This window comes from Neisseria elongata subsp. elongata, assembly GCF_900113545.1.
GTDB classification, from domain to species: domain Bacteria; phylum Pseudomonadota; class Gammaproteobacteria; order Burkholderiales; family Neisseriaceae; genus Neisseria; species Neisseria elongata.
In genome coordinates this window covers 247,214-268,566 of sequence record NZ_FOPS01000001.1, presented here as the reverse complement: position 1 = coordinate 268,566, position 21,353 = coordinate 247,214, and the positions used below count along the sequence as shown (strand labels likewise).

At 57.9% G+C, this 21,353-nt stretch carries 16 protein-coding genes; 5 read left to right on the top strand and 11 right to left on the bottom strand.

Going from position 1 to position 21,353, the window contains the following annotated elements; genetic code table 11:
* Positions 1-123 precede the first annotated feature (123 nt).
* The 3 genes from BM261_RS01380 to recB form a co-directional block, all read right to left on the bottom strand.
* Positions 124-1,149 carry an ABC transporter substrate-binding protein gene (locus tag BM261_RS01380; RefSeq protein ID WP_074894425.1) on the bottom strand — a complete coding sequence of 342 codons (1,026 nt, stop codon included), beginning with the start codon at positions 1,147-1,149 and terminating at the stop codon, positions 124-126.
* A gap of 100 nt (positions 1,150-1,249) precedes the next feature.
* Complete coding sequence (locus BM261_RS01375) at positions 1,250-1,522, bottom strand: accessory factor UbiK family protein (protein ID WP_074894423.1); 273 nt, start codon at positions 1,520-1,522, stop codon at positions 1,250-1,252.
* 78 nt (positions 1,523-1,600) lie between these two features.
* Complete coding sequence (recB, locus tag BM261_RS01370; protein WP_074894421.1) at positions 1,601-5,170, bottom strand: exodeoxyribonuclease V subunit beta; 3,570 nt, start codon at positions 5,168-5,170, stop codon at positions 1,601-1,603.
* Positions 5,171-5,306: 136 nt separating this feature from the next.
* On the opposite strand from recB, the gene greB reads away from it, so the two are divergent.
* Positions 5,307-5,795: a transcription elongation factor GreB gene (gene greB, locus BM261_RS01365; RefSeq protein ID WP_074894419.1), complete on the top strand. Its 489-nt coding sequence runs from the start codon at positions 5,307-5,309 to the stop codon at positions 5,793-5,795.
* A 71-nt stretch (positions 5,796-5,866) separates the two neighbouring features.
* Here greB and BM261_RS01360 read toward each other — a convergent pair whose 3' ends face one another.
* The 4 genes from BM261_RS01360 to pgeF form a co-directional block, all read right to left on the bottom strand.
* Entirely contained in the window at positions 5,867-6,322 is a 456-nt protein-coding gene (locus BM261_RS01360; RefSeq protein WP_074894417.1) for a WG repeat-containing protein, read from the bottom strand.
* Between the two features lie 91 nt (positions 6,323-6,413).
* Entirely contained in the window at positions 6,414-7,274 is an 861-nt protein-coding gene (locus BM261_RS01355) for a phosphoribosylaminoimidazolesuccinocarboxamide synthase (RefSeq protein WP_074894415.1), read from the bottom strand.
* A 201-nt stretch (positions 7,275-7,475) separates the two neighbouring features.
* The gene (locus BM261_RS01350; protein ID WP_074894413.1) at positions 7,476-8,795 is read right to left on the bottom strand and encodes a DUF445 domain-containing protein; all 1,320 of its coding nucleotides are present in this window, start codon (positions 8,793-8,795) and stop codon (positions 7,476-7,478) included.
* A gap of 643 nt (positions 8,796-9,438) precedes the next feature.
* Positions 9,439-10,227 carry a peptidoglycan editing factor PgeF gene (pgeF, locus tag BM261_RS01345; RefSeq protein WP_074894411.1) on the bottom strand — a complete coding sequence of 263 codons (789 nt, stop codon included), beginning with the start codon at positions 10,225-10,227 and terminating at the stop codon, positions 9,439-9,441.
* 127 nt (positions 10,228-10,354) lie between these two features.
* Here pgeF and BM261_RS01340 point away from each other — a divergent pair, with 127 nt between their 5' ends.
* The 4 genes from BM261_RS01340 to BM261_RS01325 all read left to right on the top strand — a co-directional run bounded on the left by BM261_RS01340 (position 10,355) and on the right by BM261_RS01325 (position 15,309).
* On the top strand, positions 10,355-11,104 hold the full coding sequence (locus BM261_RS01340; RefSeq protein ID WP_049249553.1) for a GNAT family N-acetyltransferase: 750 nt from the start codon (positions 10,355-10,357) through the stop codon (positions 11,102-11,104).
* A 74-nt stretch (positions 11,105-11,178) separates the two neighbouring features.
* Positions 11,179-11,925 (top strand): lysophospholipid acyltransferase family protein, encoded by a 747-nt coding sequence (locus tag BM261_RS01335; protein ID WP_074894409.1) that lies wholly within the window; start codon positions 11,179-11,181, stop codon positions 11,923-11,925.
* Positions 11,926-12,292: 367 nt separating this feature from the next.
* Entirely contained in the window at positions 12,293-14,614 is a 2,322-nt protein-coding gene (locus BM261_RS01330; protein WP_074894407.1) for a TonB-dependent hemoglobin/transferrin/lactoferrin family receptor, read from the top strand.
* Positions 14,615-14,691: 77 nt separating this feature from the next.
* Positions 14,692-15,309: a biliverdin-producing heme oxygenase gene (locus BM261_RS01325; protein ID WP_074894405.1), complete on the top strand. Its 618-nt coding sequence runs from the start codon at positions 14,692-14,694 to the stop codon at positions 15,307-15,309.
* A gap of 345 nt (positions 15,310-15,654) precedes the next feature.
* Here the strand turns inward: BM261_RS01325 and BM261_RS01320 are convergent, their stop codons facing one another.
* The 4 genes from BM261_RS01320 to BM261_RS01305 form a co-directional block, all read right to left on the bottom strand.
* The gene (locus tag BM261_RS01320) at positions 15,655-17,187 is read right to left on the bottom strand and encodes an L-lactate MFS transporter (RefSeq protein WP_074894403.1); all 1,533 of its coding nucleotides are present in this window, start codon (positions 17,185-17,187) and stop codon (positions 15,655-15,657) included.
* A gap of 197 nt (positions 17,188-17,384) precedes the next feature.
* The gene (locus BM261_RS01315) at positions 17,385-18,185 is read right to left on the bottom strand and encodes an NUDIX domain-containing protein (RefSeq protein WP_074894401.1); all 801 of its coding nucleotides are present in this window, start codon (positions 18,183-18,185) and stop codon (positions 17,385-17,387) included.
* Positions 18,186-18,231: 46 nt separating this feature from the next.
* The gene (gene aroC, locus BM261_RS01310) at positions 18,232-19,332 is read right to left on the bottom strand and encodes a chorismate synthase (protein WP_074894388.1); all 1,101 of its coding nucleotides are present in this window, start codon (positions 19,330-19,332) and stop codon (positions 18,232-18,234) included.
* 132 nt (positions 19,333-19,464) lie between these two features.
* Positions 19,465-21,297, bottom strand: coding sequence for an ABC transporter ATP-binding protein/permease (locus tag BM261_RS01305; RefSeq protein ID WP_074894651.1), 1,833 nt, complete (start codon positions 21,295-21,297; stop codon positions 19,465-19,467).
* Positions 21,298-21,353: the final 56 nt, after the last annotated feature.

The following is a 21,353-nucleotide window of genomic DNA, read 5'->3' as shown; positions in this document are numbered from 1 at the left end:
TTGTGCCGCCCTGCCCCGATTTAAGTTTTACCCGTTATGCGGATTCGGCCACTTACGTTTTCAGACGGCCTTTTTTCGGGAGGCCGTCTGAAAACGGTGTGGCCGGATATTTTGCAGGAGGGTTTATTCTTTAACTTCTTTGGCTTCTTTCAGCAGCTCTTCCGGCAGGGTGATGCCCAGTGCGGCGGCGTGTTTTTTGCTGAGGTAGAGGTCGAGCTGGTCGAGTTTTTCAGACGGCATATCGCCCGGTTTGCCGCCTTTCAAAACGGCTGCGGCGAGCTTGCCTGCTTTTTGGCCCGTGCCGAAGGAGTCCATGCCCAAGGCAGCAACTGCGCCGCGCGTTACCGAGTCGGCATCGGAGGCGACCAGGGGGATTTTCAGTTCCATCGAGGCTTTATACATGGATTCGTAAGAGGAGACGACGTTGTTGTCGAGCGAGGTGAAAATCACGTCGGCTTTGCCGCCAAGGCTGCGCGCGGCGGTTAATACGTCGGCCGAACGCTGTGCGGGCGCGGCGGCTACTTCGATGTTTTGTTCGGCGGCTTTGGCTTTCAGGCGTTCGAGCACGGTGGTGGAATTGACTTCGCCGGGGCTGTAAACGTAGCCGATGGTTTTCAGATTGGGCACCAGTTTTTTCATCAGGTCGATTTGCGGGCCGACGGGCAGTTCGTCGGATACGCCGGTGATGTTGGTGTGCGAGGGTTCGAGCGAGGGCACGAGTTTGGCGCCGACGGGGTCGGTTACGGCGGTGTAGATGAGGGGGATGTTTTTAGTGGTGGCGGCGACGGCTTGTGCGCTGGGGGTGGTGATGGCGATGATGGCGTCGGGGTTGGCACCGGCGAATTTTTTCGCGATTTGGGCGGCGTTGGCGGTGCTGCCTTGCGCGCTTTGGAAGTCTACGGTGAGGTTTTTGCCTTCTTCAAAGCCTTCGGCTTTCAGGCCGTCCAGAACGCCTGCGCGGATAGTGTCGAGCGCGGGGTGGTCGGCGATGGCGGTGATGGCGATTTTTTTCTGTTCCGCCGCCGAAGCAGCCGGGGCGGGGGCGGTTTGGCCGTTGTCGGCCTGTTTGTCCGCCGGTGTGCAGGCGGCGAGGATGGTGGCGGCAATGATGCCGAATATGGAGCTGGTGTATGCGGTGCGCGGGGTCATGGTCGGTTTTCTTTCGCTGAAAGGGTTAAATTATAGCGGGTTTTGTATGTTTTTGTAATGACGGCAGGCGTTTTGCCTGCCGTTTGCCGGATGAGTCTTTTCAGACGGCCTCTGTGCCGTTTTCGCTGCCGCCGGATGTTTCCTGCGGGTTTTCCAGTTTGTCCAGCCGGGCTTCGAGTTCGGCCAGTTTGGTACGGGTTTTGATGAGGACTTGCTGCTGGATGTCGAATTCTTCGCGGGTGACCAGATCCATTTTGTTAAACGCGCTGCCGAGCATGGCTTTGACGTTTTTTTCCATATCTTTGGCCGGGCTGTTGGCGATGGTTTCGCCGATTTTGGCGGATACTTCTTCTAAGATTTTCGAACCGAACATGGCTGTTTCCTTCTTTAAACTGAACAGGGCGGATGACGCGGCATTGTATAGGCAAACAGGCCGTCTGAAAAGTTTGCGCTACAGCCATTCGGCCAGTGAGGCGGTGGGGATGTCCCACGACCAGATGCCGTTGCGGCCGCCGGAATCGAGTCCGCGCAGGAAGAGGTAGCGGATGCGGACGGTGCGGGGCATCTGTCCGCGCTGTTTGAGGTGGCGGGCGGCGGCAAGGGCGTATATCCAGGCTTGGAGGTAGTAGTGGTGGTCGGCGACGGCTTGGTCGAGGGCGGATTGGGTGTAGCCGTCGGTGTCCATGCCCAGGTGGTTGGATTTGTAGTCGATGATGCAGGCCGTGCCGTCGGGCAGCAGGCAGGTCAGGTCGATGAAGCCGTTGAGGAAGCCTTGCAGGGTGGGGAAGTCCAGCCGTTCTGCGGCGGCGGTGCAGGCTTCGGGCAGGCCTGCTGCGGCAAGATGGTTTTTCAGACGGCCTAATTCCAAACGGTCGAAGTGCATGACGAAGCCCATTTCCGCTTTGCGGCGGGCGGCGGGGAGGGCTGAGAGGGTGGTGCCGCCGTGCAGTGGTGCGGCGGCGGTTTGGTCGGCCATGAGGCAGACGGCATCCAGCCATTCGGTTTCGATGCCGTGTTTTTCCAATATGGCGGCGATGTTTTCGCGCTGTTGTCCGGCGGGGTGGGCGAAGTCGTGTTTTTCGAGGATTTCGTGCAGGCAGATGCCGGCGGCCGCGCCGCGGGGAAAGTGGAAGATGTCGCGCGGGGCGTTGTCCGTGTCGGGAAGCGGCAGAAGGCTGTCGGCGGACAGTTCGGCCGGGTCGAGCGCGGGTTGCAGCCCGTCGTCGTCATCGGGCTTGGCTGGGCCGTGGCCGAGGTAGCGGGTGAGGCCGGTAAAGCTGGTGTGGCGGACGAAGCTGAAACGGCGGGGCGGGTAAACGGCGGCGCGGTATTCGGTGCCGCTGCGGCGGCGGGTTTGCACGGCTGCCGAAAGGGGTGCGCCTTCCTGCCATTCGATGCTTTCGGGGGCGGCGTTTATCCAGCGCAGCCAGTTGCGGCGCAGCATTTCGGTCTGGTTTTCTTTCTCGGCTTCGTAGGCTTGGCGGGCTTTCAGACGGCCGTCTGAAGGCAGGCCTTCGAGCAGGTAGGCAAAGGTGTTGCGCGGGGTACTGCTGCAGCGGGCGGCATAGATGACGAGTTGTTCTTCGGCGCGGGTGAGGGCGACGTAGAGCAGGCGAAGGCGTTCGCCCAGGTCTTCGTCGTCGAGCTGTTCGCGGTCGGCTTCGTCGAGCTGGCTGTCGGCAAGCAGTTCGCTGCCGTTTTCGCGGTGGAGGATGTGCCATGCTTCGTTTTTCTTTTCGGCGGTGTCCCAGGAGAACGGGCAGAACACGAAGGGATATTGCAGGCCTTTGGAGGCATGGATGGTTACGATTTTGACCAGTGCCTCGTCGCTTTCCAGCCGTAGGACGGCGTTTTCGTTTTGGGGCGGGTCTTGGATTTGGGCCAGCAGCCATTGGTGCAGCGCGGCGGGGGTGTGGCTGTTTTCGTTTTCGTCGGCCAAAAGTTCGGCCAGCTGCCAGAAGTTGGTCAGGGTGCGTCCGCCGTCTGCGGCCAGCAGCCTGCCTTCGAGGCCGTAGCGGCGGGCGAAGGCGGTCAGGGCGGCGTAGATGCCCTGCCGCTGCCAAATTTGCAGGAAATCTTCGGCGGCGGAGATGTATCCGGACAGCAGGGCTTCGTCGCGGTTGAGGGCATGGAGTTGTTCGGCGGTTTGACCGAACAGGATGCCGGCGAGGATGAAGCGCAGGGGTTCGGTGCGGCGGGGGTCGAGCCAGAAGCCGAGCAGGGCGGCCAGGGCTTTGGCTTCTTCGCCGGCAAATACGGATTCGCGCTCTATCGATACGCTGGGGATGCCGCGTGCGGCCAAGGTGCGCTTTATCATCGCGCCTTGGTTGTGGCTATGGACCAAAACGGCGATTTGGCCGGCTTCCGCCGGAATGTTTTTGTAATTCAGACGGCCTTCCGCCGCTTGGTTGATCAGGGCGGCGATTTCGTCGGCGCAGTATTCGGCTGCGCGGCTGCGGAGGGTTTCTTTGTTGGGGTCGGGTTCGCCGCCGTCGTTCAGCCAGCGGATTTTCAATGCCGCCTGCGGCGGGGTGAGGCGGCTTGTCGTGCGCGGGGCGGTAACGGCCGGGTAGCCGATGTGTTCGAGGACGAAGGGGCGTTCTTTCTGTTGGAACAGGCGGCCGATGTTGTCGATGAGCAGGCTGTGGCTGCGGTAGTTGTGCGCGAGGGTGTAGTGGACGGGGGTGTCGGCGGCGGCTTGGAGGTAGGCGTAGATGTCCGCGCCGCGAAAGCCGTAAATCGCCTGTTTGGGGTCGCCGACGAGGAAGAGCGGGTTGCCGTGGGCGGCAAAGGTGCGGCGGAAGATTTCGTATTGCAGCGGGTCGGTGTCTTGGAATTCGTCTATCAGGGCAACGCGCCAGTTTTGCGAGACGGCTTCGGCGAGTTTGTCTCGGTGCGCGCCGGCGGTGAGGGCGTGGTAAACGTCGAGCAGCAGGTCGTCGGGACTGCGTTCCTGCCGCGTCGCCCGCTGTTCGGCGGCGGTGCGGCGGACGTATTGCAGGCAGTCGAGTTGCAGGGCGATAAGTGCCTGTTGTTCGGCATCGAGCAGGCTTTCTGCCGCAGTAAGCGTGCGATCAAAAAAGCTAAGTTCGGCTAATTCCCCATTAGATAGTGGACTATTTTTTTTAGCTGCATTGAGAAGGTATTCTGTAGAGAATACACGTTTTTTATTCTTATTTTTTAGGTTTTTTACTATCCATTCTGTAGGTATCTGATCTTGCTTGAGAAGCTCAGTTAATTTATTAAGTTTCTCTTCATAATCGGGTTGTTTAAACCAACCCTGATGCAACATGGGATGCACACGCCAGAACAGGTCTTTCAGTTCGGGGAAACGCTGTTGCAGTTCCGTCCAAACCGCCTGCGCCCGCTCCGTTTCGGCGGCCAAATCGGTTTGAGGCCGTCTGAAAAGCAGGTCGGGGCGGCCGAGGTAGCGGGAAAACTGTTGCAATACCTGGTCGGGCGTGAGGTCGGCATGAAAGGCGAGGCGGGCGTTTTGCGCGTCGTGCGACACGTTTTGCCGCCAGAAATCCTGCGCGTAGGTGTTCAGATCGCGTTTGTCGTTGTCGTCGGCGGAAGAGGTTTCAAACGGCACTTGGCAGAGGAAGGCGTAGTCGCCCAGCAGGCGTTGGCAGAAGCCGTGGATGGTGTAGATGGCGGCGTTGTCGAACTGCGACAGCGCGGCTTTCAGGCGCAGTTCCAGCCGTTCGGGCGTTTCCTGCCGCGCCGCCTGTTCGAGCAGGCCGCGCATGAAATCGTCGGCTTCTTCGTCCATTTTGTCGCCGCGTATCCGGCGGAAGGCTTCGTCCAAACGGCCGCGCAGGCGGGTTTTCAGTTCGGCGGTGGCGGCTTTGGTGAAGGTAACCACCAGCACTTTGTCCACAGGCAGCTTTTCCAGCAGGATCAGGCGGGCGAAGAGGGCGGCGATGCCGTAGGTTTTGCCGGTGCCGGCGGAGGCTTCGATTAAGGCGGTGCCTTGTACGGGGACGGTCAGCGGGTCGAACGGGAGGATGCTGCGGGACATGGCGGCGGGTCGGAAGTGTGGAAAACGCGCATTATAGCAAGGCGGCCGTCTGAAACGTTGCGGCGGCGGGTTGTGCTTGTGGTTTTTCCGCCGCCTTTCGCGCTAAAATGCCGCTTTTTTTCAGACGGCCTTTGCTATGAGCGACACTCCGAACTACATCACGCCCGCAGGCTGGCTCAGCTTGAAAGACGAGTTGTACCAGTTGGTCAATAAAGAACGGCCCGAAATCGTGCAGATTGTGAACTGGGCGGCTTCCAACGGCGACCGCAGCGAAAACGGCGATTATCTTTACGGCAAACGGCGGATGCGCGAAATCGACCGCCGCATCCGCTTTCTCACCAAGCGTTTGGAGGCGGCGCAGGTCGTTGATCCGGAAACGCGCGAGGCCACCGACCAAATCTTTTTCGGCGCAACCGTAACCCTGCTGCGCGGCAACGGCAGCGAGCAGACGGTAAAAATCGTCGGCATAGACGAAATCGACACCGCGCAAAACAAAATTTCCTGGATTTCCCCGCTGGCGCGCTGCCTGATTAAGGCGCGGGAGGGCGACGAAGTGTCGCTGAACACGCCGGAGGGGCGCGAGGACATCGAAATCCTCGAAGTGGCCTATGTCAGAATCGATTGAGTCCGCCCGTAGCGGGATAAGCAAACAGAGCCGGAAAATATCCGGCTCTGTTTACGTTTCGGTTGTCGGTTTTACTGTTTGACTTCGCGGCCTTTGAGGTCGATTGAAAAATCACGGCCGTTTTGCCGCACTCTGGCGGACGTGCCGTATTGTTCGATAAACGGCTCGGCCTCTTCATAGCGGAACGGGATGCGGGTTTTGTCCGACAAATCGATGTAGCCCCAAAGCTTTCCCTTTTTTACCGGTATCAGCAGTTCTCGGTTTCTCGGAAACCTTTCCGCCGGTTTGTCGGCGGCATCTTGATATTGCGGCGGGATAATAATTTTTCCGTCCAATTCGGCATAGCCGTAAAGGCCGTTTTTCTGAATTAACATCACGACGTTGTCGTAGCAGCCTACTCCGTCGAAGCGGGCAGCGACGTTGGGGTCGGGTTTGACGCAGATGGAGGGCATGGCGATGGCGGCGGCGGGCAGGGCGGCGGCCACTAAAAAGGCGGCGGAAAACAGGGCGGCGGTTTTCTTGTTCATATCGGCTTTTTCTGTGCGGTTCGGGTGTAAACGGGGAGGGAAAATGTTTTCAGACGGCCTCTCCGGGCAGGGAGGCCGTCTGAAAAACGGTTTAGCGGGTCAGCAGGGTCAGGGCTTCGCGGTATTTTTCCACGGTTTTGGCGATGACGTCGGCGGGAACGCGCGGGGCAGGGGCCTGTTTGTTCCAGCCGCTTTGCTCCAGCCAGTCGCGGACGAACTGTTTGTCGAACGAAGGCGGGTTGGTGCCGACTCGGTATTGCTCTGCCGGCCAGAAGCGGCTGGAGTCGGGGGTCAGCACTTCGTCCATCAGGGTCAGCGTGCCGTTTTCGTCGAGGCCGAATTCGAATTTGGTGTCGCAGATGATGATGCCGCGCGATTTGGCGTATTCGGCCGCTTCGGTGTACAGGCGGACGGCTTTGTCGCGCACTTCTTCAGCCAGCTCTTTGCCGATGATGTTTCGGCATTCTTCGAAGCTGATGTTTTCGTCGTGGTCGCCGACGGCGGCCTTGGTGGACGGGGTGAAGATGACTTCGGGCAGCTGCTGGGCTTCCTGCAGGCCGGCGGGAAGGGGAATGCCGCATACCGCGCCGGTTTGCCGGTAGTCTTTCCAGCCGCTGCCGGCCAGGTAGCCGCGCACGATGGCTTCCACTTTGACGGGGGTCAGTTTTTTGGCGACGACGGCGCGTTTTTCCAGTGCCTGCGCCTGCTCGTGCGGCAATACGTCGTAAACGGTGTCGCCCGTGAAGTGGTTGGGCATGATGTGGGCGAGTTTGCCGAACCAGAAATTAGAGATGGCGGTGAGGATTTCGCCTTTGCCGGGAATGGGGTCGTCGAGGATGACGTCGAAGGCGGAGAGGCGGTCGGATGCGACCATCAGCATACGTTTATCGTCGATTTCGTATAAGTCGCGTACTTTGCCGGAATAGATTTTTTTCAAACCGATGTGGGTCATGGCCGGGTTTCCTGTGGGTTGAAAGGGTGTGGAAAGGGGCGCATTGTACTCCAAACGGCGTGTTTTGCAGCATGAGGCCGTCTGAAAAAACGTCTGCGGCCGGGATTTTCCGCAACGGTTTTTCAGACGGCCTCCGATGGGGGGCGAAGGTGCGGCCTTGCGGCGGCGGAATGTTTTTCAGACGGCCTTTAAAGTTTGTTTTTAAAACAGCCATTGCGAGAGGCTGTAAATCAAGAGGCCGGCCAGGCCGCCGACGAGGGTGCCGTTGATGCGGATGTATTGCAGGTCGCGGCCGAGGCCGAGTTCCAGTTTGTCGGTGATTTCTTCGCCGTTCCAGCGTTTGACCTGTTCGGCGACGAAGGCGGCGGCACGGCCTTTGTTGCTGCCCAGCAGTTCGCGGGCAAGCAGGGCGAGGCGGATGTCGGCGCGGCGCATGAGGCGGGGGTTGCGTTCGATTTGCGCCGGGATGCGGTCGAGCAGTTTTTCTATTTGCGCGCGTATGCGTGAGTTTTCCGCCGCCGTGTCGCGCCGCGTCCATTCGGTCAGGCTTTGCCACAGTTGCGCGAGGCTGCGCTGTAGGGCGGGGGAGGCGGCGAGTTGCGCCTTGCCCGCTTCGAGGCGGCGGTGCCAGCTTGCGGAGTGGCGCAGTTCGCCGATCATGCGGGTGTATTGGCGGTCGAACATTTGCCGCAGGGCGTGGTCGGGCTGTGCGGCGGCATCGGCCAGGCAGCCGTCCACCCAATCCAGCACTTTGGCCGCTACCCAGTCGTCCACGCGGCCGACGAGGGCGGATTTGAGGGAGGCTTTGAGTTTGTCCCAGCTGCCGGGCGAGCCGCCGTCGATTTTGGCCGCCCATTCGCGCAGGTTTTGTTCCAACAGCACGCGGGTGCTTTCGCTTTGCAGCCATGTCCGCGTGTGGCCGAGCAGGGCAAGGAACAGGCTTTCGTGCATGTCGCGGTTTTTCAGCAGTTCCATGCCGTCGGCCAGCGTGCTGCCGATTTTGCCGCCGTCGTATTGTTCGGCCAGCAGTTTGGCGGCAAAGCGGGCGGCCTGTTCGGGCGGCACGGTTTGCAGCAGGTCGGGCAGGCGGGCGCAGAGCGGGGGCAGCCAGATGCGGCGGACGGCGGGGTCGGCCAGGCGGCGCAGTAGTTTTTCCGTCGGTGCGGCGCGGTAAACGCGCAGGGCGACCGGCCGTTCGCGCAGGAAGTTGTATTCGATGAAGCGGCCGAGTTCGTCGGCAATGCGGTTTTGGTTGCGCGGCAGGATGGCGGTGTGGGGGACGGGCAGTCCGAGGGGCCGTCTGAAAAGGGCGGTAACGGCAAACCAGTCGGCCAGCCCGCCTATCATGGCGGCTTCCGAGAAGGCTTTGAGGTAGGCCAGTTGGGGGTAACGGTGCAGGAAGGCTGCGGAAAGGCAGAACAGTGCGGCGGCGGCCAAAAGCAGGGCGGTGGCGAGGCGGCGGCTTTTTTTCAGGCGCAGCCGTGCGGCTTGGGTGCGTGCGGCGGCGGAAAGGGTTTGCATGGCGGTTCCTTATGCTTATTTTTTGTGCGGTTTGTTTTTTGCCTGTCTCCCGAAAGGCTTAGGGGGTTTATCCACATTTTCTATACAGGGCGGCAAACAGCGGCTGTGGGTTTTGTCGCCCGCACGGTTTGTTCAGGCCGTCTGAAAAAGGTGTCTGCCGTTGTGGTGCGGATGTTTTAAGTTTGCCTGTTTTTTAGGCATTTTATTTTTCGGTCGGCGTTTGAAGGGCTTATCCCGCTTATCCACATTTGCTGCACAGGGCGGCAAACAGCGGCTGTGGGTTTTGTCGCGCGCATTGCTTGTTCAGGCCGTCTGAAAAAGGTGTTTGCCGTTGTGGTGCGGATGTTTTAAGTTTGCCTGTTTTTTAGGCATTTTGTTTTTCGGTCGGCGTTTGAAGGGTTTACCCCGCTTATCCACATTTGCTGCACAGGGCGGCAAACAGCGGCTGTGGGTTTTGTTGCCCGCACGGTTTGTTCAGGCCGTCTGAAAAAGGTGTTTGCCGTTGTGGTGCGGATGTTTTAAGTTTGCCTGTTTTTTGGGCGTTTTGTTTTTCGGTCGGCGTTTGAAGGGTTTATCCTGCTTATCCACATTTTCTATACAGGGCGGTAAACAAGGCTTGTGGACGGCCTTTGCACGGCGGTTTTCAGACGGCCTCGCCAGCCGGTTTTTCCAGCCAAATCATGCTGACCATCCGGCCGGTTTGGCCGTCGCGGCGGTAGGAGAAAAAGGTGTCGCGTTCCAATACGGTGCAGTGCGTACCGCCGTAAATCAGGTTTACGCCTTCGCGGCGCAGGGTTTGCCGCGCGAGGGCGTAGATGTCGGCCAGGTATTTGCCGCCGCCTATGCCTTCAAAGGCGTTTTCGGCGGTGGAATGCAGGCGGCAGAAGGCTTCGCGCACGTCTTCGCCGACCTCGAAAGCATCGGGGCCGATGGCGGGGCCGAGGTAGGCCATGATTTCGCCGGGATCGGCCTGCATCGCGGCCACCGTGTTTTGCAGGATGCCGCCTGCCAGGCCGCGCCAGCCCGCATGGGCGGCGGCCACCACCGTGCCCGCGCGGTCGCAAAGCAGAACGGGCAGGCAGTCTGCCGTCATCACCGCGCAAGCTGCCGTGCCCGTGCGGTCGAATGATGCGTCGGCTTCGGGCGTGCTGCCGAGCACGTCTGCGGCGGGCAGCACGATGCTGCTGTGGGTTTGGTTCAGGTAGGCGGGCGGCACAGGTACGGCGGCTTGCACGATTTCGCGGTTGCGCGCGACGTTTTCCGGCCGGTCGCCGACATGGCCGCCGACATTCAGGGAAGCATAGGGGGCTTGGCTCACCCCGCCGTTTCGGGTGCTGACCAATGTTTTCACGTTGGCGGGTGCCGGCCATTCCGCCTGAAAAAACGGCAGGCCGTCTGAAACGAGGTTGAGGGTTTGACTGATGGTTTTCACGGTGATTCCTTCATTGTCCTTGAAAAGGCGGAGTGTGTTTTCAGACGGCCTATCATACCCGATTTCCCGCCGCGGCGAGATGTTGGCTATAATGCCGCCCTTTCACATCCGGATTCAGACAAATCACATGAACAGCAGCCGTTTTAATTCCACCGGTCCCAAAATCGGCCTGAGCGTACGCCTGGCCGAAACCCAAGCCGAAATCGAAGCCGCGCAACGCCTGCGCTACCGCGTGTTTGCCGAAGAATTGGGCGCGGACATCCCGAACACCGACGGGCGCGACATCGACCCCTACGACGAGCACTGCCACCACCTCCTCGCCTTCGACGACGCTACGGGCGAAGTCATCGGCTGCTACCGCCTGATTACCGAAGAAACCGCCAAAAAAGTCGGCGGCTGGTACAGCGAACACGAATTCGACCTCTCGCCGCTGAAAGACATCCTGCCGCAAACCGTCGAACTCGGCCGCGCCTGCACCCACCCCGACTACCGCAACGGCGGCCTCGTCATGCTCCTGTGGACGGGCTTGGTCAAATTCATGAAAGACGAAAACCTGCGCTTCATGATAGGCTGCGGCAGCATCGAAATGCACGACGGCGGCAGCGACGCGGCCGCGCTTTACCACAGCCTGAAAGAAAAATATCTCGCGCCGGAACAATGGTGCGTCAAACCGCTCAACCCCCTTAAATGGAACGAAATCACGCCGTCTGAAAACCCGTCCGTGCCGCCTTTGATTAAAGGATATTTGAAAGCCGGCGCGTGGTTTTGCGGCGAACCCTGCGTAGACGAAGCCTTCAACTGCGCGGATGTCTTAATCATGATGGACATCACGCAACTGAGCGACCGCTATCTGCAAAAATTCGCTCCGAAAGTCTGAAACAGCCGACAAAAGGCCGTCTGAAAACCTTTCAGACGGCCTCCTGTCCGTATAATCATAAAAAAGCCCGATACATGAATCAAATACGCTTCATATTCCGCCTGGTCTGCATAGGCGGCTGCCTGCTTTACGGCATGGCCGAAATGTTCTTCCTCTTTCCGTTTTACAGCAAAAAACGCAAATTGCGCGCGATACAGATATGGTCTTTGCGCGTCCTCGCCTCGTGCGGCATGAAACTGAAAACCTACGGCAGCCTCCCCTCCGAAGAACACGGCCAAATGCTGATCTGCAACCACATCTCATGGCTGGACATCATGGCCGTAAACGCCGCTTTCCCCGGCCGCTTCGTCGCCAAAGACGACGTGGCCAAATGGCCGGTTATCGGCTACCTCGCCACACAGGCGCAAACCGTTTACGTCGCCCGCAACAAAGGCACCGAAGGCAACAGCGAAAAAATCCGCCGCGTTACCGAAGCCCTGCAAAACGGCGACACCGTAACCCTCTTTCCGGAAGGCACCAGCACCGAAGGCCGCAGCATCCTCCCCTTTAAAACCAGCTTTTTTCAGGCGGCCTATGAAGCAGGCGTCCCTCTGCTGCCCGTCCTCTGCCGTTACCCCAACCCCGATGGCAGCAGCCCGAACCCCCATGCCGCCTACTACGGCGACATCAGCCTGTGGCAATCCATCCGCGCCATTATTTCCCAACCGCAAAGCACGGTGGAACTGCACTTCCTCGAGCCTGTTGCCGCCACCGAAGCCAGACAGGAAACCGCCCGCGCCATCCATGCCTTGTTAAGTAGGAAGCAGGACGAATTGGGCTGACCGGGCGGCAAGCCTGACGGATATTCCTTTATCGATGCAGACGGCATGACTTAATAAGTCATGCCGTCTTTTTATCGCCATTGTTGCCGAATACCAACAGAAAAAAACAGGGCTTCCGGCACGATTCCAAATATTTTCATTAATTAGAAAACATAAATTCAAGTAATACAAAGTTATAGAGAATAAATCACATTATCTTGATGATAAGGAAGTGTGAAATTAACGCCGCTTGATGTAAGCAAAAATTTGCCTGAGTAAATTTCATATCGGATAATCCGCATCGATAGAAAACCATTATCAATTATGGCAAAGTAACAGCCGCATTGAGAAACGGTTACGGATACAGACGAACTTCAGAGGAAATGAAATGAAGCACAACAAAATGACGCCAATAGCCTTGTCCGTAGGGCTTCTGTTCTGCTGCGCCGCCCATGCGGCCGACAGCGTCGAACCGGTAGAAAAATCAGACGCGCTGAAACAAGTAACGGTAAAAGGCCGCCGCAACGCGCCGGCCTCCGTGGAACGGGTAAATGCCAAAACCATTCAAGAGCAAATGATTCGGGATACCCGTGATTTGGTGCGTTATTCGCCAGATGTCGGTATTGTGGATAACGGCCGTCACTTGAAGGGTTTTGCCATGCGCGGAGTAGAAGGTAACCGTGTTGGTATCAGTGTGGATGGTGTTAGTTTGCCTGATTCGGAAGAAAACACACTTTATGCTCGTTATGGGAATTTCAATCCATCCCGTTTGTCCATCGATCCTGAACTGGTCGGTAATATTGATATTGTGAAAGGTGCGGATTCATTCCAATCAGGCAGCGGTGCTTTGGGTGGAAATGTCAATTATCGTACACTGGATGCAGGGAATATTGTTCAGCCTGATAAAAAATTTGGCACATTGGTTAGAAGTGGTTATGCCACTAAAAACCGGGAATGGACCAATACTGTTGGCTTCGGTTTTCAGGGAGATAGCGTGGATGCCGTATTGCTTTATTCTCAACGTTATGGGCATCAGATGAAAAGTCGAGGGGAAGGACCAGAGTATAGATATAGTCAAAGCCAACATCCTGATCCTGCGAAGCATCGAAATCACAGCTATTTGGCCAAGATTAACTGGCAGATTGCTCCGGCACATCGTATTGGTATAGCGGCTAATGGTCAGAATGGGGGCAACTACACAGATGAGCGTTCCTATACATCCTACGGTTCGGCATGGCGTGAAGCGGATGACAAGCACAAGCGTATCAATTTCAACACGTATTATGAATATACGCCGGAGTCTCCGTGGCTTTCTATGTTGAAGGCGGATTACGACTATCAATATACTGACTTGAGGGCGGTAAATTATGCCGGCGGCAGAAATCGGCAAACAGATGAAAAAGAATTGGATGAAATTAAAGACCGCAGTATGACGACACGCTTCCAGCGTTTCACCCTGCGTATGGACAGCCAACCTTTCCGTGCCGCCGGACAACATGTGTTAAGCCTTAAAGCTTTCATCTCCAGACGAAATTTTGAGACTCTGAACGAAGACCAAATCAATATCGCGTCCAACGCTAGATACGGCAACCCGCCCGACACCGTCCGCGAAACCATCCAATATCCGGTCAGAACCACGCAGTATGGATTATCGATAAAAGACAATATAACGTGGAGTCCTGTTTTTTCAGGGCAATTTGGTGTGCGTTATGATAGCGAAAAGCTTAAACCATTGGATTTAAATGCACCTTGCAGCAGAGCCTGTACGGCGGAAGGTAAGCCTGATGGTGCCAATTTATCCAACTGGAGCGGTTTTGCTGGTCTGTATGCACAGATTAACCCAACTTGGAAAATCGGTTACAACTTTTCCAGCGGCTACCGTGTGCCGACTGCATCAGAAATGTATTTTACTTTTACCAACGCCTATGGCACATGGAAGTCCAATCGGGATTTGAAACCCGAAAGAAGCATCAATCATACGCTTTCATTGCAGGCGAACCATCAAAGAGGAATGTTTGACCTGAATGTATATCACAGCAGTTATCGTGATTTCCTATTTGAACAAACCAATCTGATAGAACAAACCCAATATGGGCGAACTTTCCAAACTCCGATGTCGCAAACGGTCAATATCGATAAAGCACGTATTTCAGGTTTGGAAATCAAAAGCAGCTTGAATCTATCGGAGGGTTGGAAACTTTCCGGCACACTGGGCTACAGCCACGGGAAATTGTCGGATGCGAAAAGTTTGTTATCCATCCAACCGTTAAAAGCCGTTATTGGTTTGGACTATGAACGGCCTGACGGCAAATGGGGCGTGTTCTCCAGACTGACTTATTTGGGTGGTAAAAAACCGCGTGATGCCAAAGTAGAAGAAATCAAAGACCGCTGCCTGGAATACGAATACGATTACTGGACCGATGAAGAAGTATGCACGAAAACAGAACAGTATAAAGAAATCGCCACTTACAAATACCTCAACAAAAAAGCCTATGTATTCGACTTATACGGCTTTTACCGTCCGGCGAAAAACCTGACCCTGCGCGCGGGTGTGTATAACTTATTCAACCGTAAATACCACACATGGGATGCATTGCGCGGAATCAATGCCAATAGTACTACCAACTCCGTAGACCGTAACGGCAAAGGCTTGGAACGTTATTATGCGCCCGGCCGCAACTACGCCGTATCGCTGGAATGGAAGTTCTAAACCCGTTTAACCGTTTTCAGACGGCCTTCGAAGCAGCAAAAGGCCGTCTGAAAGCATACAACCCGAAAGGAAATACAATGAGCAACGAAACCACATTTGCCAAAACACTCAAAGAAAAAACCACCACCGTCCACGACAGCGTGGACAACTTGGTGATGTCGGTCGAACCCTTCGTCAGCAACGAGAACTACATCAAGTTTTTGAAACTGCAATCCGTGTTCCACAAAGCGGTGGACCACATCTACAAAGACCCCGAATTGAATAAAGCCATTCCCGAACTGGAATACATGGCGCGTTACGATGCCGTGGTCAAAGATTTGGCCGACTTGGGCGAACAGCCTTACGAATACGATAAACCGCTGCCGCACGAAACCGGTAACAAAGCCATCGGCTGGCTCTACTGCGCCGAAGGCTCGAACTTGGGCGCGGCTTTCTTGTTCAAACACGCCAAACAGCTCGAATTCAACGAAGAAAAAGGCGCGCGCCATTTGGCCCCCCATCCCGCCGGCCGCGGCAAACACTGGCGTGCCTTCGTCGAACTCTTAAACGCGCTGCCTTTGAGCGAAGAAGCTCAGGCCGAAGCGATTGAAGGCGCGAAAGAAGCGTTCGCCTTCTATAAAGTCGTGCTGCGCGAAACCTTCGGCCTGCCCGAAGGCGCGGAAGCACCGGAAGGAATGCAGGCGCACCGCCATTAAGCATTAAGCTGCTATAAACAGGGAGGCCGTCTGAAAACCGTGTTTCGGTTTTTCAGACGGCCTTTGATTGTTGTACGGACGGAATATATATCAACGATTCACTGAGTTTCAGATGTCGAATCGAGTGTTAAACGTCATTCCCGCGCAGGCGGAGAGTCCGAGCCTTGGATTTTCGGGTGTAGCTAAAGTCTGCCGCAGAACAACCCTCTGGATTCCCGCCTACGCGGGAATGACGGCATGGGCATTTATAAGCTGCGCGGCTTGATTGCCATATTTGCCGCGTCGGGGCGGAAGCCTGCCTCGGCTTTGCCTTTGACGAGATGCGGTCTGTCGGGAAGCGCGGGTTTAGCGGAACAAATCCAATACCTTGAGCGCGACCATAATCACGCCGTAGGCCAGCGGGATGCCGACCGCGAGCCAGCGCAGTTTCACGCCCGTGCCGCTGTGGGCGATTTCTTCCGCCGCCTGCGCCGCTTCTTCAAACGCGCTTTCTTCCGGCACTTGGTGCGGGATGTGGAAGCTGCCGTCGGCATGGTGTTTTTCGTTTACCGGCCGCACCAGCAGGTTGCAGATCAGGCCGAGAATCAGAAGTCCGGCCATGATGTACATGGTGATGCTGTATGCCTGTGCCGCCGGCACGCCGCTGTCGATTTGTCCCTGCCGGATGTAGTTCACCAGCACGGGACCGAGCACGGCGGCGGTAGACCAGGCCAGGAGGACACGGCCGTGGATGGCGCCGACTTCCAGTGTGCCGAACAGGTCTTTGATGTATACCGGCATGGCGGCAAACCCTCCGCCGTACATGGAGATGATGACGCAGAAGCCGATGATGAACAGCGTTTTGCTGCCGCTTTCGCCCAACGAGGGGATGGCGAAATAGAGCAGTGCGCCGAGGATGAAGAAGAGGTTGTAGGTCGGTTTGCGCCCCAACCGGTCGGAGATGCTGGACCAGAAAAAGCGGCCGCCCATGTTGAACAGGCTCAACAGGCCGACGAAGCCGGCCGCCGCCGCCGCACCGACCGCCGCACCCGCGCCGACGGATTGTTCGGAAAACAGTTCCTGTATCATGACCGAAGCCTGTCCCAGCACGCCGATGCCGGCGGTAACGTTCAGGCACAGAATCCAGAACAGCAGGTAAAACTGCGGCGTTTTGACGGCCTGTGAGGCGGTAACGTGCTTGCTGCTGACCAGTTTCCCGCCCGCTTTCGGCACGAAGCCGGCAGGTTTCCAGCCTTCTGCGGGGATGCGGATAGTCAGCACGCCGAAAAGCATGAAGAAGAAATAGAGGATGCCGAGGACGACGAAGGTTTCCGCCACGCCGACCGAAGTCGCGCTTTTAAAGAAGTCCATCAGCACCACCGACAGCGGGGAGGCCAGCATCGCGCCGCCGCCGAAGCCCATAATCGCCAGGCCCGTGGCCATGCCCGGTTTGTCGGGAAACCATTTCATCAGCGTGGAGACGGGGCCGATATAGCCCAATCCCAGCCCCACGCCGCCGAGTACGCCGTTGCCCAGATACAGCAGCCACAGGTTGTGCTGCCGCACGCCCAGCGCGGAGACGAGGAAGCCCAACCCGAAGCAGACGGCGGCAACGAACATCGCTTTGCGCGGGCCGACGCGCTCCATCCATCTGCCGAACATCGCGGCCGATGCGCCCAGCACCGCCAGCGCGATGCTGAATATCCAGCCCACGGTGGCCAGCGACCAGTCGCCGGGTGCGGATTCGGTGATGCCGAGGACTTTCGTCAGCGGGGCGTTGAAAACGGAATAGGCGTAAATCTGCCCGATGGAAAGGTGGACCGCCAGCGCGGCGGGCGGCACCAGCCAGCGGTTGAAGTCGGCCGGCGCTACGGTGTTTGCTTTATCTAAGAAGGACATGGGAACGGACGCATATGGGAAGTTAATAAAGAAGAGGCCGTCTGAAAAGCATGAAAAGCATTTTTCAGACGGCCTTATTCTAACCAAATTTAACGCAGGTCAAGATGAAATATCTTGACTTTCAAAATGACTGAATTTTGTTTGCCCGACAACGGCGGCGGATGGATGGGAAGACGTTGTTTTTCCATCTATCGGACTTATCCGCCTATCACGACGGCTTGCGCGCCGGCGGCCAGCCATGCGCTGCGGAAGGCAGCCGCCGTTTCGGAGGGTGCGGCCACGGCCAGCGGTACGGAGCAGCCTTCGTCCAAAGCTTCGAGCACGGCCCGTGCGTCCGAACCGTCCGCCACGCGCCACAATAAAACGTCGGTTGCCGGATGTGCCGCAGCCGCGCGGTATTCGTTTGCGTCCGCCACCTCTACCCATACGCTTTCGGCCTGCGGCGGCCTGCCGGAGGTTTGCAGTGCGCCGACGGGCAATAAAATATTCGCTTCCTGCGGCAAGGCCGACGCATACGGCACGACGCGGTATGCGCCCATGCCGTTTTCGCCGCAAAGCGCGCCGTCGGCGGAGAGTGCCAGTTCGGTCGGCACGGAGAGGGCTTTGAGCAGCGGGCCGTTGGCCGGCAGCATAGGGGAAACGGTGAAGTCGCCCGCTTTCTGCCAAGACCATGCCTGGCCTTCGCGCGCCTGTATATCGCCCGACCATTGGTCTGCCGCCACGCGGTAAAAACGCAGGCGGACGCGGGCGTGTTCGTAGGAATGGACGCGGCACAGCCACGGCACGGCGGCATGGATGCGGATGCCGAGTTCTTCTTCGAATTCGCGTTGCAGCGCGGCGGTTTCGTTCTCGCCGGCCTCGACCTTGCCGCCGGCAAATTCCCAATAGCCGGCATAAGGCTTGCCTGCCGGACGGGAAGACAGCAGGTATTCGCCTTTGCCGTTCAGGATGATGCCGGCAACGACGTGAAGCAACGGGCGGGAATCAGTTGTGCTCATATCGCTCTGTTCCTTGTCAAATGGTTTTCAGACGGCCTTTTCTGTTTTATCCGCGCTGTTTGGCGATGTCGGGCGTATCAACGGCTACGTCGGCATTTTGCGCGCGGTGGCGTAGGGCGTGGTCGATAAGCACGAGCGCGAGCATGGCTTCGGCGATGGGGGCGGCGCGCAGGCCGACGCAGGGGTCGTGCCTGCCGTGGGTGGCGAGTTCGACGGGGTCACCGTTGATGTCGATGCTGCGGCGCGGTGTGGCGATGGAGCTGGTGGGTTTGATGGCGATATTGACGTGGATGTCTTGTCCGGTGCTGATGCCGCCGAGGATGCCGCCGGCGTGGTTGGACAGGAAGCCTTGCGAGGTCAGTTCGTCGCCGTGTTCGCTGCCGCGTTGGACAACGCTGCCGAAGCCCGCGCCGATTTCTACGCCTTTGACGGCGTTGATGCCCATCATGGCGTAGGCGATTTCGGCATCGAGGCGGTCGAATACGGGTTCGCCCAAGCCGACGGGGACGTTGGCGGCTTTGATATGCAGCTTCGCGCCGACGGAATCCAAGGATTTGCGCACGCTGTCCATATAGTTTTCCAGTTCGGCGATTTGGCTTTGGTTGGCGGCGAAGAAGGGATTTTGGGAAATGTGTTCGCAGCCTTCAAACTGAATTTCTTTTTCGCCGACTTGGGTAACGTAGGCGGTGATTTCCGTGCCGAATTTTTCTTTCAGCCATTTTTTGGCAACGGCTCCGGCGGCAACGCGGGCGGCTGTTTCGCGGGCGGAGCTCCTGCCGCCGCCGCGGTAGTCGCGCGTGCCGTATTTGTGCCAGTAGGTATAGTCGGCATGGCCGGGGCGGAAGCTGGTGGCGATGTTGCCGTAGTCTTTGCTGCGTTGGTCGGTATTGCGGATTAAGAGGGCGATGGGGGTGCCGGTGGTTTTGCCTTCGAAGACGCCGGAGAGGATTTCGACTTGGTCGGCTTCGCGGCGTTGGGTAACGTGGCGGCTGGTGCCGGGTTTGCGCCGGTCGAGGTCGGCTTGGATGTCTGATTCGTTCAATGCCAGTCCGGGCGGGCAGCCGTCGATGATGCAGCCCAAACCTGCGCCGTGGCTTTCGCCGAAAGTGGTAACGGTGAAGAGTTGTCCGAAAGTGTTGCCTGCCATTGTCCGTCCTTTATGTGGTTTTGTGTGCCGTCAAACGGTGCGGATTTTAGCATAGGCAAACATCGGGAGGCCGTCTGAAAACATGTATTTCTTCGGATGCGGTGTTTTCAGACGGCCTTAAAAGGTGCGCGCTCAGGCGGGTTGGGCGGAGTCGCAGGGCAGGTCGGGCAGGCTGCCGACGGTGAGGTTGAGGTTGTGGAAGGCGGCCAGCGAGCCCCTGTGGCCGATGCTGATGATGATGCTGTCGGGCAGGCGGTTGCGGATTAAGGTGTAGAGCATGGCTTCGGTCGGTTCGTCCAGCGCGGAGGTAGCTTCGTCGAGCAGGATGAGTTGCGGGGCGGCGAGCAGGATGCGGGCGAAGGCGATGCGCTGGAGTTCGCCGGGCGAGAGGCGTTGCTGCCAGTTGTCGGCGGTATCGAGCAGCGGTTCGAGGTGTCCGAGGCGGCATTCGCGCAGGGCGGCGGCGACGTTTTGCGGGTCGGTGGCGATGTCGGGGTAGCAGACGGATTGCAGCAGCGTGCCTTGCGGCATATAGGGTTTTTGCGGGACGAACAGGGTGCGGCTGCGCGGCGGGCGGCTGATTTTCCCGCTGCTGCCGAAAGGCCACAGTCCGGCCAGCGTGCGCAGCAGGGAGGTTTTGCCGCAGCCGCTGGGGCCTTGGATCAGCAGTGAGTCGCCGCATTCGGCGCGGAAACTGATGCCGGAGAGCAGGGTGTCGCCGTTGTTGCGCTTCAAGCCGACGTTTTCCAGTATCAGGCCGTCTGAAATTTCTTCTTCCTGCGGCCGGTCGGCGGTTTGCGGCGCGTCGAGGTAGTCCATAAAGCCGCTCAAGCGGTCGAGCCGGGCGCGGTAGACGGTGAAGTCTTTGTAGAAATTGCGGAAGAAGGACATCGATTTTTGCAGGCGGGCAAAGGATTGGACGGTTTGTTGGACGTCGCCGATTTTGATTTGTCCGGCAAACAGGCGCGGAGCCTGCAGCATCAGCGGCAGAAGCTGCATGATTTGGCTGAAGACGTCGTTGAAGCCGCTGAGGCCGATGCTTTGCCGCGCTATGCGCCAGCGGTTGCGGACGATGGCGCGGAAGCGTTCTTTGAGCTGTTTTTCTTCCTGCCATTCGCCGTTGTAGAAGGCGATGCTTTCGGAATGGTCGCGGATGCGGACGAGGGAATAGCGGTAGTCGCCGTTGAGGTGTTCGTTTTCATAATTGGAACGGATCAGCGGTTTGCCTATCCACATGGCCAGCGCGGTGGCGGCGAGGATGGCGATGTAGACGAGGAAGACGATGCCGTGCGGGATTTCAAAGCCGAATACCGGCAGGATGCCGGCCAGCCCCCATAAGACGATGGTGAATTCGATGGTGGAGACGATTGAATTGAGCATGCCGCGCAGGAAGGTGATGGTGGAAACTATGAAGTCCTGCGCGTCCATCTGGATACGTTGGTCGATGTTGTCGGGCGCGTCGCGCCGCATTTGGAGGCGGTAGTAGTTTTTCCGTGCCAGCCAGTTTTCGGTCAGCACGCGGTTGAGTTGTTCCGACCATTTGATGGCCAGGGCTTGGTCGAGGAAGTCGTTGATAATCAGGTTTACCGAGCGGATCATCATCAAGGCGGCGTTAATCAATACCGCCTTCCAAAATACGTCGGCCAGCCTGTCCTGCATCGCGCTGTACGCGCTGCTGTTCAAAAACGTATTGAGCACATACAGTCGGATTTCGGTCAGCAGCAGGACAATCATCAGCAGCGATACCGCCAACGTCTGTAGCGCGCCGCGCCTGCCCATGCACGGCTTTAATACCTGCCAAAACTTGCGGCCGAAACGGCTGCGGCCGATGAGGAACACCGCACATACGGCTATCGAAACGACGCCGAGCAGGGTTTGCAGCAGCCACAACGGCGTGGCACTCAATTCGGCCTGCCATTTCTGGAGGGCGGCGGCCGGTTGGATCAGGCCGCCGATGGCGGGCATCAGTTCGGCAAGACGGACGGATTCTATGCTCATGGAAAGAAGGGAGGCCGTCTGAA